At 39.0% G+C, this 16,887-nt stretch carries 18 protein-coding genes; 7 read left to right on the forward strand and 11 right to left on the reverse strand.

Annotation, left to right across the window (positions count from 1 at the left end; translation table 11 throughout):
* The first annotated feature begins 291 nt into the window (after positions 1-291).
* Complete coding sequence (locus FY049_RS01160) at positions 292-1,026, forward strand: phosphoadenylyl-sulfate reductase (protein WP_446082984.1); 735 nt, start codon at positions 292-294, stop codon at positions 1,024-1,026.
* A gap of 405 nt (positions 1,027-1,431) precedes the next feature.
* Complete coding sequence (locus FY049_RS01165) at positions 1,432-2,889, forward strand: WS/DGAT/MGAT family O-acyltransferase (RefSeq protein WP_154129228.1); 1,458 nt, start codon at positions 1,432-1,434, stop codon at positions 2,887-2,889.
* A gap of 80 nt (positions 2,890-2,969) precedes the next feature.
* Here the strand turns inward: FY049_RS01165 and FY049_RS01170 are convergent, their stop codons facing one another.
* From FY049_RS01170 to FY049_RS01195, 6 genes are all read right to left on the reverse strand, one after another.
* Positions 2,970-3,143: a PA1571 family protein gene (locus FY049_RS01170; protein ID WP_004717412.1), complete on the reverse strand. Its 174-nt coding sequence runs from the start codon at positions 3,141-3,143 to the stop codon at positions 2,970-2,972.
* A 132-nt stretch (positions 3,144-3,275) separates the two neighbouring features.
* Positions 3,276-4,730 (reverse strand): ribonuclease G, encoded by a 1,455-nt coding sequence (rng, locus tag FY049_RS01175; protein WP_004717413.1) that lies wholly within the window; start codon positions 4,728-4,730, stop codon positions 3,276-3,278.
* 51 nt (positions 4,731-4,781) lie between these two features.
* The gene (locus FY049_RS01180; protein ID WP_096734838.1) at positions 4,782-5,348 is read right to left on the reverse strand and encodes a Maf family nucleotide pyrophosphatase; all 567 of its coding nucleotides are present in this window, start codon (positions 5,346-5,348) and stop codon (positions 4,782-4,784) included.
* Positions 5,336-5,833, reverse strand: coding sequence for a rod shape-determining protein MreD (gene mreD / locus FY049_RS01185; protein ID WP_004717415.1), 498 nt, complete (start codon positions 5,831-5,833; stop codon positions 5,336-5,338). The genes FY049_RS01180 and mreD overlap by 13 nt, the downstream gene beginning before the upstream one ends.
* On the reverse strand, positions 5,820-6,677 hold the full coding sequence (mreC, locus tag FY049_RS01190) for a rod shape-determining protein MreC (protein ID WP_004717416.1): 858 nt from the start codon (positions 6,675-6,677) through the stop codon (positions 5,820-5,822). Before mreC ends, mreD begins: the two co-directional genes overlap by 14 nt.
* A gap of 31 nt (positions 6,678-6,708) precedes the next feature.
* Positions 6,709-7,749, reverse strand: coding sequence for a rod shape-determining protein (locus tag FY049_RS01195; RefSeq protein ID WP_004717418.1), 1,041 nt, complete (start codon positions 7,747-7,749; stop codon positions 6,709-6,711).
* Positions 7,750-7,883: 134 nt separating this feature from the next.
* Between FY049_RS01195 and gatC the strand changes: the two genes are divergently transcribed.
* The 4 genes from gatC to FY049_RS01215 all read left to right on the forward strand — a co-directional run bounded on the left by gatC (position 7,884) and on the right by FY049_RS01215 (position 12,039).
* Positions 7,884-8,198, forward strand: a complete 315-nt coding sequence (gatC, locus tag FY049_RS01200; protein ID WP_004717422.1) for an Asp-tRNA(Asn)/Glu-tRNA(Gln) amidotransferase subunit GatC — start codon at positions 7,884-7,886, stop codon at positions 8,196-8,198.
* A 52-nt stretch (positions 8,199-8,250) separates the two neighbouring features.
* A complete protein-coding gene (gatA, locus tag FY049_RS01205; protein WP_446082985.1) occupies positions 8,251-9,729 on the forward strand; it encodes an Asp-tRNA(Asn)/Glu-tRNA(Gln) amidotransferase subunit GatA in 1,479 nt (492 codons plus the stop codon).
* A complete protein-coding gene (gene gatB, locus FY049_RS01210; RefSeq protein ID WP_446082986.1) occupies positions 9,729-11,210 on the forward strand; it encodes an Asp-tRNA(Asn)/Glu-tRNA(Gln) amidotransferase subunit GatB in 1,482 nt (493 codons plus the stop codon). The genes gatA and gatB overlap by 1 nt, the downstream gene beginning before the upstream one ends.
* Positions 11,211-11,568: 358 nt before the next feature.
* The gene (locus FY049_RS01215; RefSeq protein ID WP_446082987.1) at positions 11,569-12,039 is read left to right on the forward strand and encodes a hypothetical protein; all 471 of its coding nucleotides are present in this window, start codon (positions 11,569-11,571) and stop codon (positions 12,037-12,039) included.
* A gap of 185 nt (positions 12,040-12,224) precedes the next feature.
* Here FY049_RS01215 and FY049_RS01220 read toward each other — a convergent pair whose 3' ends face one another.
* The 4 genes from FY049_RS01220 to FY049_RS01235 form a co-directional block, all read right to left on the reverse strand.
* Positions 12,225-12,632 carry a PIN domain-containing protein gene (locus FY049_RS01220; protein ID WP_315074308.1) on the reverse strand — a complete coding sequence of 136 codons (408 nt, stop codon included), beginning with the start codon at positions 12,630-12,632 and terminating at the stop codon, positions 12,225-12,227.
* Positions 12,629-12,880 (reverse strand): DUF6364 family protein, encoded by a 252-nt coding sequence (locus FY049_RS01225; RefSeq protein WP_446082988.1) that lies wholly within the window; start codon positions 12,878-12,880, stop codon positions 12,629-12,631. Before FY049_RS01225 ends, FY049_RS01220 begins: the two co-directional genes overlap by 4 nt.
* Positions 12,881-13,032: 152 nt before the next feature.
* Positions 13,033-13,527: a DinB family protein gene (locus FY049_RS01230; protein ID WP_446082989.1), complete on the reverse strand. Its 495-nt coding sequence runs from the start codon at positions 13,525-13,527 to the stop codon at positions 13,033-13,035.
* Between the two features lie 289 nt (positions 13,528-13,816).
* Positions 13,817-14,338, reverse strand: a complete 522-nt coding sequence (locus FY049_RS01235; RefSeq protein WP_270383686.1) for a hypothetical protein — start codon at positions 14,336-14,338, stop codon at positions 13,817-13,819.
* 371 nt (positions 14,339-14,709) lie between these two features.
* On the opposite strand from FY049_RS01235, the gene FY049_RS01240 reads away from it, so the two are divergent.
* Entirely contained in the window at positions 14,710-15,702 is a 993-nt protein-coding gene (locus tag FY049_RS01240; RefSeq protein ID WP_419305508.1) for a putative solute-binding protein, read from the forward strand.
* A 54-nt stretch (positions 15,703-15,756) separates the two neighbouring features.
* On the opposite strand, the gene FY049_RS01245 is transcribed toward FY049_RS01240, so the two are convergent.
* On the reverse strand, positions 15,757-16,788 hold the full coding sequence (locus FY049_RS01245; RefSeq protein ID WP_419305509.1) for a hypothetical protein: 1,032 nt from the start codon (positions 16,786-16,788) through the stop codon (positions 15,757-15,759).
* Positions 16,789-16,887 lie beyond the last annotated feature (99 nt).

The following is a 16,887-nucleotide window of genomic DNA, read 5'->3' on the forward strand; positions in this document are numbered from 1 at the left end:
GGGCTTATCATAGCACTAAAGTTTAAAAAGAATGCTGAAAGTTTTTACAGCAAACCCATTTCATTTGGTTATGCATAAGACTTGTGAATATTTACAAATCTGTTTTATTCATAAGCATTTTAATTAATCTGCTAAGTAGCATATTTCATTTACTTTAAAATATCTGGATCGTCAAAAGCAGCAATTCACATAAGTTGAATTGAGCTAATTTTTGCCAAAATGCTTAAATTCAAATATCTTTTGAACATGTTTACGAAAATTGTAGCTTCAAGCTAACTGCCAGGAGCAGATATGACCGCCATTCCAATCATAGATCTTGTGGACGCACTTGCGACTGAGTATGCCGACAAATCACCTTCTGAAATTTTAGAACTTGCGCTTTCTCAGCAAGGTGAAATTGCAATTTCATTTTCTGGCGCAGAAGATGTTGTTCTTATCGATATGGCACACAATTTAGGTAAACCATTTCGTGTTTTTAGTTTAGATACAGGTCGTTTACACCCTGAAACCTACCAATTTCTTGAAACCGTACGTAAGCACTATGGGATTAAAATTGAGATTTGCTTTCCAGAAGCCGATACCGTTCAACAGTTGGTCAATGAAAAAGGTTTATTTAGCTTCTATCAAGATGATCATAAAGAATGCTGTGGTATCCGAAAAGTTCAGCCACTACGTAAAAAATTAGCCACTTTAGATGGTTGGATTACTGGGCAACGCAAAGATCAAAGTCCAGGTACACGTACGGAAATTCCAGTCATTCAAGCGGATAGCGGTTTTTCTGGTGAAGGCAAACAACTGATTAAATATAACCCATTGGCCAATTGGTCAAGTGCGGATGTATGGAACTATATTCGTATGATGGAGATTCCTTATAATCCATTACATGAAAAAGGCTTTATCTCAATTGGCTGCGAACCATGTACCCGTCCAGTATTGCCAAATCAACATGAACGCGAAGGTCGCTGGTGGTGGGAAGAAGCAACACATAAAGAATGTGGCTTACACGCAGGCAATTTAAAAAAGTAATATCAGGAAAACTCATTAAAACTCATGAATTTTTATTAACTTAACGTTCATCGAAATGCTTGGATTTTACGCTTAGAAAAGTTTTATACTAAGGTTTGTTGATATTTCATCTATAGCTTGTGTTATAGGCTAAAGTTGAGTAGGCAAAGGCATGAAAAAATAGTGAGACTATTTTCAGGTTTCATCACTCAAACTGAGAAATTTTAGCTATACCCAGAATGCCAACAAAGCGCTGCATTGTTGGCAACACAAAATGTAACGATGTACCTGATGTTTTCTAACATCACATCGTTGTAAACATGGACGAATGATCAACAGACCCAAGTTACACGGTTCTATAATTCTAACAATTCACCAGCTCATAAATGAGTTGTTGTAGAAATTGCAGTGAGGCAATCCAAGACTATGCGCCCATTACACCCTATTGATTTTATTTTTTTAAATTTAGAAAAACGTCAACAACCCATGCATGTTGGTGGGTTATTCTTATTTGAAATACCAGAACATGCGCCTTCTACCTTCATTCAAGATCTTGTTGCAGATATTCGTAATTCAAAATCTATTCCTGTCCCCCCCTTTAACAATCGCTTAAGTGGCATGTTTTGGGATGAAGACGAAGAGTTTGATATCGATCATCATTTCCGTCATATCGCACTACCTCATCCGGGACGTATCCGTGAATTATTGGTTTATATTTCACAGGAACACAGTTCGTTGATTGACCGAGCAAAGCCACTTTGGACCTGTCATATTATTGAAGGGATTGAAGGCAATCGCTTTGCCATGTATTTTAAAATCCACCATGCCATGATTGATGGTGTGGCTGGTATGCGTCTGGTGGAAAAATCATTTTCAAAAGATGCTGACTCCAAAACCATTATTCCGCCTTGGTGTGTCGAAGGTAAACGGGCAAAACGTTTAAAAGAAACCAAACTGGATAAAGCTAAAAAAATATTCTCTGCCTTAAAAGGGCAAGTTGAAGCAGCACCTAAGGTCACTCAAGAGCTGTTCCAAACTGTATTTAAAGAAATGGGGAAAAACCCCGATTATGTTTCAAGCTTTCAAGCGCCGAGTAGTTTATTTAATCAACGGGTAAGTTCATCACGTCGTTTCGCTGCTCAGTCTTTTGAACTTGATCGTTTTAGAGATATTTCCAAAGCTCTTGGTGTAACGATTAATGATGTGGTGCTTGCTGTTTGTGCAGGCGCGTTACGTGATTATTTAATCACACAAGAAGCTTTACCGAAAAAACCTCTGATTGCGATGGTTCCAGCCTCATTACGTGATGATGACTCAGATATGAGTAACCGTATCACCATGATTTTGGCAAATTTAGGTACACATAAAGAAAGTCCTTTAGAGCGTTTAGACATTATTAAACGCAGTGTACAAAATGCAAAAAATCGTTTTAAACGTATGAGCTCTGATCAAATCTTAAATTATAGTGCTTTCGTTTTTGGTGCAGCAGGCGTGAATATTGCATCAGGACTTATGCCAAAACGTCAGGCGTTTAACGTAATCATTTCCAATGTACCTGGACCACGTGAACCTTTGTATTGGAATGGCGCTAAATTAGATGCCCTCTACCCTGTTTCTATTGTTTTGGATGGTCAGGCACTAAATATCACCATGACCAGTTATTTAGATAAATTAGAAGTCGGTTTAACGGGTTGCCGTAAATCTCTGCCTAAATTGCAGAATCTTCTCACGCATTTGGAAAATGAAATCCAAAAGTTTGAGCAAATTATTGCAGAGAAAAATGCAGTAGAACTTGCCGACAAAAAGCCAAACGCTCAAGCCAAGGCAAAAACGGATACTCAAGATGTAGCGAAGGAATCTGTTGCAGCACGAAAGTCAGTATAGGATTTTATAATTGATTTTAATGTTGATTTAGAGATAAAAACTTAAATTGATTCAAAAATTAAGGGGCTAATATATGCCCCTTAATCTTTAACATTACGACACTTATTTAACAGTTGATGACAGACATTAACCACCATGTCTTTAGTGATTTTCACTTCTTGACCATTGTCATCTAACATAACACATGTATTTTTAGGCTGGCTTTCCAACACATGCTTGATACTACGACTGATTAATTGTTCACTTACACTCATTTTATGACCTCACTTGCTAAGACTGTGAAAGGGAGAAAGTCTTTGGCTACCTTTGTAATCTAGTATTGTGAAATCAGTTCAAAAAGTAAAATTTCAGATGTAACAACTGTTTAACGACATCCTGTTACAATTTCAACTCAAAATGATATCGTATTGCTCTTGCGTGTATAAATTTTCGACTTGGAATTTAATCACGCGATTAATAAAATGCTCTAAATCCGCGACAGCTGGGGCTTCCGCAGTTAATAGGCGATCAATCACCGATGGATGACCGATAACAGTAAAGCCACTCTTAGACTCATAAGCACGGGTATATCTTAAGATTTCTCGAAAAATTTCGTAACATACTGTCTCTGCTGTTTTCACAAATCCGCGCCCTTGACAGGTCGGACATGATTCACACAACAAATGCTCTAATGATTCACGCGTACGTTTACGTGTCATTTCAACTAAGCCAAGTTCAGAGACTTGGGTAATCTTGGTTTTTGCATGGTCACGTTCCAGCATTTTATCAAACTGATTCATGACCTCTTCACGATGTACAGCTTCCTGCATATCAATGAAGTCAATAATGATAATGCCACCTAAATTACGTAAGCGTAATTGGCGCGCAATCACCTGTGTCGCTTCCATATTGGTTTTAAACACAGTGTCTTCTAGCGTACGGCCACCGACATACGAACCTGTATTGACATCAATTGTGGTCATCGCTTCAGTCTGATCTATCATCAGATAACCACCTGACTTCAAAGCTACACGGGTTTGTAATGCTTTTTGGATATCTTCTTCAACATTGTACAAATCAAAAAGTGGACGCTCACCAGGATAGTGCTGCAAGCGGCTTTCCATACTCGGTACAAATTCACAAACGAACTCTTGCAACTTGGCATGTATTTCCCGTGAATCGACATAAATTGTTGCCGTATCATCATTGGCTAAATCGCGAATAACACGTTGTGGTAAAGGAAGTTCTTCAAAAATCAGCGAAGGTACTGCAATAATTTTTTGTTTTTTCTGAATAAATTCCCAAAGCTTGGCTAAATATGCCATATCTTGAGCAATTGAAGCCTCTTCAATTCCTTCAGCGGCTGTACGTACAATCACTGAACCCGGCAACTTATGCTCGCTTTGAATTCTTTCAATCATCGAGCGTAAACGGTCACGTTCTTCTTCAGACTCAATCCGTTGCGATACACCAATATGACTGCCATATGGCATCAAGACAAGATAACGAGATGGGATAGAAAGATCGGTACTCAGCCGCGCACCTTTAGTGCCCAACATGTCTTTCATCACTTGAACCGTCAGAATTTGACCGGGTTGTAATAACTCAAAGACATTTGGCGTAGGTTGATTACGCGGCCAAATCATATCATTGATGTGTAAGAATGCAGTACGAGATAACCCGATATCGACAAAGGCTGCTTGCATCCCTGGAAGTACACGGACAACTTTTCCTTTATAAATATTCCCGACTAACCCGCGTTTAACAGTTCGTTCAACAAACAGTTCGTTGACCGTACCATTTTGAATTAGCGCCACACGACATTCCATAGGTGTGACGTTAATCAATAACTCGTCAGACATAACTAAACTCAAAACATTATAAAAATTCTTTTCAGCAGTTAATTTAGTGCCTCAACTGCGCTGATCTATACGATCAAGTAACTGTATCGTTTCATGCAACGGTAGCCCAACCACATTGCTATAACTACCATTTATACCTGTCACATACTTTGCCGCAATACCTTGAATTGCATATGCGCCAGCTTTCCCCAAAGGTTCGCCTGTAGCCCAATATTCTTCCATATCATTCAGACTGAATTGTTGGAACTCAACTTCCGTACGAACCACGACACTCAATAATTGATGTGCATTTGCAACGCAAACACCTGTCAACACTTCATGTTTTTGACCTGACAATAATGTCCATATTTCAAAAGCATGCTGCTTAGATGTTGGTTTCCCAATAATTTGATTGGCAAAAACCAAGCTTGTATCTGCTGCAATAACAGTGCTTTGCGGATGCAACGCCAATACCACTTTGGCTTTGCTTTCAGCCAAACGTTGGACATACTGCTCAATCTGTTCGTGTTCCAAGACAGATTCATCAATATCTGGGCTGTGGATGCTAAAATCCAAGCCCACTTGTAAAAGCAGCTCTTTACGCCTTGGCGAGCCTGAGGCCAGAATTAAATGCGCCATCTTCTTAATAAATAATAAAGAACTGGCCAGCAAAAAATACTCGAAACCAATGTTTGCCAATGACGGGTAATCGAAAAATGCGTACCTGCCATCACTTGCGCCATAAAGGTAAAGACCAAATGCGCGAGAATTGCAAACATACTAATAATCCAAAGATTACTAAATGTCAGTACACGTCTTTCTCGAATAAAATAGCGAGTTAAAAATGCAATCAGCACATAGCTCAATGCATTCATCCCCAAAGGTGCATCTAACAATAAGTCAGTAAATAGCCCCATGGTAAATGCAAACCAAATTCCACACCATGTAGGCTGACACAGCACCCAAAATAGCATGATTAAAAACATATACAGTGGCCGCCATCCTGCTAATGCATAGGACATCGGATAAACCACTAAAATTGAACCAATAATAATTGAGACAACAATAATCCATAATGGATCTTTACGTTGCTTTTCAGAAGGTAATTTCTTAGCGATCAACATTTGGCTGCTCCATCGCTAAAGAATCAGAGAAAAGTACCACAACATGATGACCACCTGCTAATTGTGCAGCTGGAACCACATCAATTTGCGCAAACTCACCCGTGTTATGACGCATGACTTTAGATACAGAACCGACCAAATAGCCTGCTGGGAAATGTTGCCCCAAACCTGAACTATAAACTTTATCACCCACTTTGATATTGGCACTTGTTGGAACATATTCCATTTTCAAATGTCCTAAATCACCAGTACCCGTCACGATGGCGCGCATACCTGAGCTTTCTAAACGTACAGATAAAGAATGTTCTTTATCGGAAAGCAACATGACACGGCTACTATGTGGATAGACGTTGATGATTTGCCCCATGATTCCTTTATCATCTAAAACGGTTTGCCCAACTTTTAAATGATTGGCTTCACCACGGTTAATGATAATGATATGACGCAATGGGTCAGCATCGGTTCCAATCACTTCTGCAATTTCCATACGTCCATCGATAATCAATGGCGTATCGAGCAAACCACGTAAACGGGTATTTTCAGCAGAAAGTTCAGAGAGTTTTTGCAGACGTACTTGAGCCTGAAGCAATTCAGCTTGCATCGCGGTATTTTCACGACGTAACTGAGCCTCAGATTTAGTTTGTTGATTTAGCCATTCTTTCGACAATACAGGATAGCTTGCTAAGGCATAAATTGGATTATATGCCGCATACAAGACATCTCTTGCAGGTTGAATCACTTGGGGCATGCGCCAGTTAAAAAACAGCACTACCAAACAAGTGATGACCGCAATGATGAACGAGCGAAAAGATGGCGGTTGTCTTGAAAAGAGATTCGGTTGCACCGCCTCATCCTTAAACTTAATCGAGTATAGTTTAGCCTACAAAAAGCATATCATGGTTTGGATTGTCAAAGAATTCTAAGACTTTACCGCCACCACGCGTTACACAAGTTAAAGGATCTTCTGCTACAACAACAGGTAAACCTGTTTCTTGAGCAAGCAACTTATCTAGGTTACGCAGTAATGCACCACCACCTGTCAACACAATACCACGCTCTGCGATATCAGAAGATAACTCAGGTGGAGTTTGCTCAAGTGCCGATTTCACAGCAGAAACAATACTTTGTAATGGATCAGAAATCGCTTGGGTAATTTCATCTGAAGTTACCGTAATAGCACGCGGTACACCTTCAGCAAGGTTACGACCACGAACTTCAATTTCTAAAGTTGTGCCATCAGCAACAGCCATGCCCACTTCTTTTTTGATAGTTTCAGCCGTTGTTTCACCAATTACACAACCATGTGCTTTACGTACATAGTTAATAATTTGTTCATCAAAAACATCACCGCCAATACGTAAAGAATCTGCGTACACACAACCTTGTAAAGAAATGATGGCAATTTCAGTTGTACCACCACCCACATCTACGACCATAGAACCACACGCTTGCTCAACAGGCATACCCGCCCCAATCGCAGCAGCCATAGGCTCTTCAATCAAACGTACATCACGTGCACCTGCGTTAAACACAGCTTCACGAATCGCACGGCGTTCTACCAATGTTGATTTACATGGTACACATACCACTACACGAGGTGCAGGTGGAAATAAACGTTTTTCATGCACTTTACCAATAAATTGATTTAACATGGTTTCAGTAACTTCGAAATCTGCAATAACACCATCTTTCATCGGACGGATTGCAGAAATATTGGCTGGGGTACGACCAAGCATTTGCTTAGCATCTAAACCCACAGCTGCAACAATTTTCTGCGAACCACTGTGACGAATCGCCACAACTGTCGGTTCGTTTAATATAATGCCCCTTCCTGGTGCATAAATAAGTGTATTTGCAGTACCTAAATCAATGGCTAGATCTGGCGAAAACAAGCCAATTAGTCGTTTTAGAATCACGGGTCGTTCTCAGTTTAAACTTTATATGGACGCAAGATGGCAACTTTAACTAAATGTGATGATTTGAACAAGTCAATCGCTTATTATAACGCACGATATTTTGAATTTTTTTAAAACTGATTAGGTGAGACATCATGTCAAGTTCAGATGTTCAGCATTCTGCAGAATTAAATGCACAAACTGTATCGCAAATCGCCAATCTTGCTCGATTGTCGCTGAATGATACGCAATCTGCTGAATATGCTCAAAGTTTAAATAAAATCTTAGGGATGATGGAGACCTTAAAAGCGATCAATACCGATGGTGTTGAGCCACTTAAGAGCCCATTTGATAATCCGCAACCACTTCGTCCAGATGTCGTGACTGAAGCGAACCATCGTGAAGAATATCAAGCCATTGCTCCTGCAACTCAGGATGGTTTGTACCTCGTTCCGAGAGTGATTGAATAATATTTGATCAAATGAACTTATTTTAAAAAATTAATCGTAAAGAATTGTACTCATGACTGATTTACACCGTTTATCGATTCGTGAAATGACAGAAGGCTTAAAATCTGCCCAATTTTCATCTCGTGAATTGACTCAGCATTATTTGGACCGTATTGCGAAAATTGATGATCGTGTCAAATCGTATGTAACGGTCACTCCCGAACAAGCATTGGCTCAAGCTGATGCTGCTGACAACTTACTAAAATCTGGAACTGCTGGCGTATTGACTGGTGTTCCACTGGCGCATAAAGATATTTTCTGTACCCAAGGGATTAAAACCACTGCGGGTTCAAAAATGCTGGACAACTTCATTTCACCTTATGATGCAACTGTGGTGGCGAAAGCCAAAGCAGCTGGCCTAGTGACTTTAGGTAAAGTGAACATGGATGAATTCGCAATGGGTTCAACCTCTGAAAGTTCATTCTACGGCGCGACTAAAAACCCATGGAACTTAGAACATGTTCCAGGTGGCTCTTCTGGTGGTTCTGCGGCTGTTGTTGCGGCTGATCTTGCACCGCTTGCAACAGGTACCGACACAGGTGGTTCAATTCGCCAGCCTGCTTCTTTCTGTGGCTTAACCGGTCTTAAACCGACCTATGGCCGTGTCTCTCGTTTCGGGATGATTGCATTTGCGTCATCACTGGATCAAGGTGGCCCGATGGCACGTTCTGCTGAAGACTGTGCTTTTTTGATGAACACCATTGCTGGACATGATCTCAAAGATTCAACCTCAATCAACAAAGAAGTGGATGACTATGTTGCAAACTTAAATGCAACAGCAGTGAAATGTTTACGTATTGGTATTCCAAAACAATACTTCAATGTTCAAGGTCTCGATGCGGAAGTTAAAGCACGTGTTGAAGAATCTTTGAAAAAATTGCAAGACATGGGCGCGACATTGGTTGAGATTGACCTCAACATGACTGAAGCCTATGTACCAACTTATTATTTGATCGCGCCTGCGGAAGCGTCTTCTAACTTGTCACGTTATGACGGTGTTCGCTATGGCTACCGTTGTGAAAACCCGACTGATATTTTAGATCTCTATAAACGCTCTCGCTCAGAAGCGTTTGGTGCAGAAGTACAACGTCGTATCTTGATTGGTACTTATGCACTTTCTGCTGGTTATTACGATGCTTACTACGTGAAAGCACAAAAAGTTCGTCGTTTAATCCAACAGGATTTCTTAAAAGCTTTTGAAAATGTCGATGTGATTGCAGCACCATCTGCACCAACAACAGCATACAAAATCGGTGCGAACTTGAGTCCAACCGAAATGTATTTAGGCGATATCTATACACTTGCGGTGAACTTGGCCGGCTTACCAGCCATTAACGCACCTGTTGGTTTTGATACGAATAATCTCCCAGTAGGTTTACAGTTAATTGGTAACTATTGGTCAGAATCACAATTACTTTCAATTGTGCATCAATATCAACAAAATACAGATTGGCATACTAAACGTGCGGCTATTGCTGAGGAGAATGCATAATGACTGAAGCTCAAAAGTTAGCACCATCCGTGTCAAAGCTGATTGACGGTTGGGAAGTCGTTATTGGTATTGAGATTCACACACAGCTTGCAACTCAGTCTAAAATCTTTTCAGGTTCATCAACTGAATTTGGTCAAGACCCGAATACTCAAGCCAGCCTTGTTGATTTGGCAATGCCGGGTGTACTTCCTGTGCTAAACCAAGAAGTGGTTGATCTTGCAATTCGTTTTGGTTTGGGGATTGATGCCTATATCGACCAAGCCTCTGTATTTGCGCGTAAGAACTACTTTTACCCAGACTCGCCAAAAGGCTACCAGATCAGCCAGATGGACAATCCTATCGTTGGGCTAGGTCATATCGATATCCAGCTTGAAGATGGCACAGTGAAGCGTATAGGCGTAACTCGTGCGCATTTGGAAGAAGATGCAGGTAAATCGATTCACGATCAATTCGAAGGCATGTCTGGCATCGACTTAAACCGTGCTGGCACACCTTTACTTGAAATCGTGTCTGAACCTGATATGCGTTCAGTTGAAGAAGCTGTTGCTTATATCAAATCGATTCACACTTTGGTGCGTTGGTTAGGGATTTCTGACGGTAACATGGCTGAAGGTTCATTCCGTGCTGACTGTAACGTATCGTTACGTCGTCCGGGGCAACCATTTGGTACCCGTTGTGAGTTAAAAAACCTCAACTCATTCCGTTTTATCGAACAAGCCATCAATGTTGAAATTCAACGTCAAATGGACATCTTGGAAGATGGCGGTCGTATTGATCAAGAAACACGTTTGTTCGATCCGAACAAAATGGAAACACGTTCAATGCGTTCTAAGGAAGAAGCCAACGATTACCGTTACTTCCCTGACCCTGACTTGCTTCCAGTGATCATTGCAAATGAGCAAATCGAAGCTGCTCGTGCTGCACTTCCAGAGTTACCTAAAGCGCGTCGTGCGCGTTTTATCGCAGACTTTGCTGTGACTGAATATGATGCACATGTACTGACTCTATCTCGTGAATTGGCTGACTTCTATGAAGCGGTTGTTACGGCTTCTGGTGGTGCGGCTCAAGGTAAAGTTGCTGCAAACTGGGTGATGGGTGAATTCTCTGGTGCTTTAAATAAAGCCAGCCTTGAACTTCAAGATTCTCCTGTTTCAGCAGAACAACTTGGCGGGATGATCGCACGTATTGTTGACAATACCATTAGCGGTAAGATTGCTAAGCAAGTGTTTGGCTTTATGTGGGAAGAAGGCAAAACTGCAGATGACATCATTGCTGAAAAAGGTTTGAAACAGGAAACTGATACAGATGCCATTGAAGCCATTATCAAAGAAGTACTTGCTGCCAATGAGAAGATGGTTGAAGAGTATAAATCTGGTAAAGAGAAAGCATTCAACGGTCTAGTCGGTCAAGTAATGAAGGCCTCTCGTGGTAAAGCCAACCCTGCTCAAGTCAATGAATTGATGAAGAAATTGATTGGTTAAGCTGATTTAATTTTAAAAGAAAACCCGCTTTAGAGCGGGTTTTCTTTGTTTAAAGCGTTGGTATGTTTAGCTTTTTAAAAATTTGGTTATATTCAAATCTATTATTTTCTTTCAAAATTTTTTATCTGGGAAAGCACCCTCACCCCAGCCCTCTCCCATAGGGAGAGGGAGCGTCATCTGATTTTAGTCATGTTATTAATCTTATACATTTTACGAGTTAATAAGCATAACGAGGCAAAGAGTCATTTTATCTTCACTATTACTTTTTTATTTTCCAGAAACAGTTACACTTTCAAAAGAAATCTTTGCTGTTATTACTTTAAAAACATTAATCTACTGCTCAAAATTCAAGGTCAAAATGAAAATATCTATCCTAACTCTCTCAACACTTGTCCTTTTCACAACTACAACTTTCGCAGAAACGAAAGTTAATGTTCCTTCAAAAGAAGCCAGCTTGATTTTTAAAGCAGCAGGTTTTGCAAAAACAAAGCATGGTTGGGAAGGAAAATGCGAAACGGGTGAAATTACTGTATATCGGGATTTAAATAAAGATGGGCTAAATGATGCTGTTATTTCAGACTACAGCAGTATGTGTTATGGCAATACAGGCGTGGGATACTACCTTGTTTCACAACAGAAAAATGGGAAATGGAAAACTTTTTTTGAAAACGCGGGTATACCGACTTTTCTAAAAAGCACAGGCAAAGACGGCTGGCCTGATATTGAAAATGGAGGTCCAGATTTATGTTTTGCGGTATATCGTTGGGATGGTAAAAGTTATGAGGTAAATCGCTATGAGTATCAGGGTAAAGCCTGCTCATTAAACTAAGCCAACCTTACTTTAAGCCAAAGCATTAAAAAAATATTGATTGGTTAAGCTGATTTTATTTTAAAAGAAAATCCGTTTTAGGGCGGGTTTTCTTTGTTTAAAGGATTTATATGTTGAGTTTTTAAAATTTGGCATACATTTAAATCTATTATTTTTCTCAAAATTTTTTATCTGGCAAACTACCCTCAGCCGATAAAAGTACTCGGTAAAACAACACTTATTTCAGCAAACTTATAATCCTGAATATTTCTCGTCACGATTTTGCTACAACCAAAACTCAACGCAGAAAAATATTGAATTGCATCTTCAAAATCAGAAAACTTAGACACCAACGCTTGAGAAATCCCAACATGATCAACAGGGATAATCATCAAGAATTTTAAAAGTTGTTGAATAAAAAGACGCGCTTTCTCATCACCGCCCAACTTACGCAAAATATAATAAATATTGGCAACACTGTTCGAAGAAATACACCCTGTAAAATGCCCTTTCTCACACAACGCTACAACAGTTTGACTTGCCTCAACAAAAGGCTGACGCGCTAAAGCCACATCCAAAATTACATCAGAATCAATAAATATCCGCTCGCTCATTTATGTTTTTCCATACGAGCCTCAGAAAGCAATGCTTTATAATCTTGCCCTTGGTCTTGAATGGCAAACATCCCAGTCAAACTTCCAGTAATAGGCGCTTGAACATCACTCGAAATTTCAGTGTGTGTTGAAATACGATCTAAATAAGCTTCAACCAAACTCGAAACACTCTGCTCATGTTCCTGAGCATAAAGTTTCGCCCGTTCAATCACTTTTTTATCTATAGATAAAGTCAATTTCGCTTGCATAAGATTTCACCTCATACGTATCATTCAATTAATTATACGTATTGGTTAATTTTTAACAATTAAATTTTAAACAAATGAGACAAGGATTGATTTCGCATACCTAACTTATTTCTAATATCAGAAAGCAAAAATCACCTGTCATTTATAAATTATCAAACCACTCTACGCTCAGGTTCATACTGATGAATAAAGACTGTATATGTATCGGCAGGATGAACCATCTCAGCATGATGTAAAGCATGCGCGATATTACCTCTATGGTATGTCCCATGATTGATGATATGAAAGAGGATCTCTTCTATTGAAAGACTGCCTGTTTTTTTATCTATAAATTGAAAATGAATAATTTCTACAAGTTGATCCGATTGAATATTTTGTACAAATTCAATAAACCATAAATGTGATTCAGCAATTCGTTGTTTAATTTCATCTAAGGCGGGTAAAAATTCAGTATTGGTTTGGCTGTGCAACGCTTTTTTGTTTTCTAGCCGAGATCTAAATAACTCTTCGACAATGATCATATGATTGAATTGTTGCTTGGCAAAATTATAATCTTCTAAATATTGCACTTGATCAATTTGATCTATGGCTTTAAATAAACGCTGATCTGACCATTGTTTATATAAAAAGAGTTTTTCAAAATTCATTAAATTGACCTAAGCTTTCTTTGAATCAAATCATCAAGATAACATGCAATCACTGAAAAAACTCAATCTTTTAAATACCCTCAATCACCAATTTTTACAGACCAAAACTCAATCTAATTTTAACAATGTCACTTTAAACAAGCTTTCTTGATGCATTCATTCCACTCCCCAAAGCCTTTCAATAGTAAGAGGAGCTTCGTTGAAATTTCTATAATGCCTTCTATTGAGTCATGAAGATTCCCACTCCTTTAAACTGATAAGAAGTCTTGCTCCGTAAAGATAAAGTGATTTAAGGACGAATCACACCCAACTTATTCCAAATATCAGGGGTTAAAAAAGTCATCACCAATTTATTTAAGTCGACATAACGCAATACACCCTGTAACTGTTTTTTCACTTCAGGGTTTTTAATAATATCTTCACCTGTCGTACGACCTAGCTCTTGGAAACTGTCACCTACTGCTTGCACACCTTCAGCTGCAATCACTGCTTTGGTCTGTGCGGCACACTGCTCTACAATCACCCGTTGTAAAACCTGAGCAAACTTTTGATCGAGTTGCGTTCTTTGCGCATCACTAACATTACTCAATGCTTTTAGATCAGGGTGTGTAGATAGTGCAGCAAACGTCCACTGTAATACTGTAGTTTTATCTGTTGCTGTGGTTGCTTTTACCAAACAATCACTGAGTTGATCGACGGTTGGCCCTGCGACAGCAAATTGTGCTGTTCCCATTAATGCCGTCGCCATTAACACAGAACGACCCATATGGGAAAATTTAGAATGCATTGAGGAGAAAATTTGGCGTGACATAAACAAAGTCCAATTCGAAATTAAATCCTTTGTATCACAAGCGCTACCTGTTCGCCTGTTATGACTCTGTAAACAACATCTACTGAAAATAATCTCATTTGCTGTGCTAAACTGGATTCAATATTTAGGTTGTATTAAAAATAGAAAGCATCTCAAGTTTCAAAAATAAAATACTTTCTTAATCCATCATCTAGCTCAAACTGATTAAAGATCTAGAAGACCAATATCTCAGATCTCAATCGATAATTCATATCCAAAAACCTACATTTGTTGGATTTTATGACATAAAAAACAATCCTGTTGGTCATTAGTTCATCAATAGCACATACGTTTTAATAAGATATGCCATAACTGTTTATAGGGAAATATATATGAAAATGGTTCAAACTCTCACAATAACTACTTTATTCGTACTTTCAATGCCTGCTTTTGCAAAGCAAGTTGTATGTGTTTTTGATCCGGTTGGTAAAGCAGGTGATGCATATGCCCTAGCTAAAGATTATGCACTTGAAGCAAAAAATTGGGGCGCTGATATAGATTTAAGAGCCGTTACTGACGAAAGGCTCGCCGCAGAAGACTTAAAAGTGGGTAAATGTGATGGTGCAATTATCAGTGGTTTACGTGGTCGCCAATTTAATAAATATATTGGCTCCTTAGACGCGATCGGCGCATTAACGGATATGAAAACAGCCATTTCAGCCTATAAATTATTGTCTTTACCTCGAGCAGCGGAAAAGATGATCAATGGCCCTTATGAAATTGCAGGATTAGGTACAATTGGCCCAGCATATCTTTTTGTAAATGACAAAAATATCAATACATTAGCAAAAGCTGCTGGTAAAAAAATTGGGGTGTTCCGTTATGACGAAGCGCAACCAAAATTGGTTCAACAAGTGGGCGCACAAGCTGTTTCTGTTGATGTCACCAGTGCAGGCGCTAAATTTAACAATCATGAAATTGATATCCTTCCTGCACCTGTTGTTGCATTTAAACCTTTTGAGCTCTATAAGGGCCTAGGAGAAAAAGGCGGCATCGTAAAATTCCCACTGACTCAAATTTCGGCCAATTTTATTATTCGCAAAGACAAATTCCCTCAAGGCTTTGGACAAAAATCTCGAACTTGGGTCGCGAGTCAATTGGGCAGAACATTTAACATCGTAGCAAAATATGAAAAAGAAATTCCCGCAAAATATTGGATGAATATCCCAGCCAATGAACAACTGAACTATATCAAAATGATGCGTGAATCTCGTATTGCACTGACTAAATCAGGTATTTATGATCCACAAATGATGAATTTCCTCAAAAAAGTTCGCTGTAAAGAGAATCCGAGTAGTTTTGAATGTTCATTGAATGATGAATAACGCTTTTAATTTATTTGGGTGTTTCACTTCGTTGAGGTAAAACACCCTATTCCCTCACTTAATCTGTTTTAACATATGTTTGGCAACTGCATGATTTTGATTACCCGCCAAATTCTGCAAAATTCGTTTGGCTCGATCTTGCGGATTAGAAAAACGCTGACTGTAACTTGGCACATTGGTCAAACATCTTGCCACCAATACACCTGATTCAGCATAGACATTAATTCCACTTGTTCCATGCAAGCGCCCATAATTATAAGCACGTTCAGCATTGTTACAGGCATTGATCTGATTTTGCCCACGCCCTAACTCTTTGCGCGCAGAAATATATAATTGCATCTGTTGTGACTGCGGTGTCGTTATTGTTTTTTCAGGCTGAGGCTTTTCTTTCACTTCCTCTGTAACTGCGGCGACTGGCTTTTTTTCTTCCACAACTTTAACAGGGGCAGTTTTTGCCACGCTGTTAACAGTAGCATTTTTTGAATTGTTCGTTTTTATATCAGTGCTTTTTGCATCACTGCTTTTTGAATGACTATTTTTAGATTTCTTTTCTTGGACAACTACCGCCATATTGCTTGTGTTGTTATAGAATTTATTAAGCTCATCCAAAGATAAAACCTTGGTTTGTAAATTTACAACTCTGGTTCCTGTTTGATCGAGTTTATGTTCAGATAAAGGTTCGATGGATACATACCATTGCTGACCATTACTTTCAGTACATTGGTATGCACCGATCCCCTGTTTAACACTGCTATAAGTATTTAATAATTTTTTTGCCCAAATATCCTTAACAGAACTCATTGTGCTTTTTTGCACTTGAGAAAAATGACCACCTTTGGCACTACAATAACGGCTTAAGTAACTTTTCGGTGTTAAAGACTGCACCTGCTGATCGCTTTGTTTTGATCCCCAATCATAAACATATTCTTTAGATGCACTATTGTTTTCATTAATATTGTGCTTATCAATGAGTTCTTGAGCAGAAGCATATTGTTTAAAAGCGTCTGATGTTGATGTATTCATGGTTGTACAACCCTGCAATACAAAACCTACCCCACCCAACAATAAGAATGTTTTTAAATTCACCTGACATTTCTCAATTATATTTATGCATAAAAATATCTTAAAATGTTCAAAACAACAAACTTATTACATTGAATTTATTGACTATTTATCGAAATAAAG

It is taken from the genome of Acinetobacter sp. 1125_18A (genome assembly GCF_052824985.1).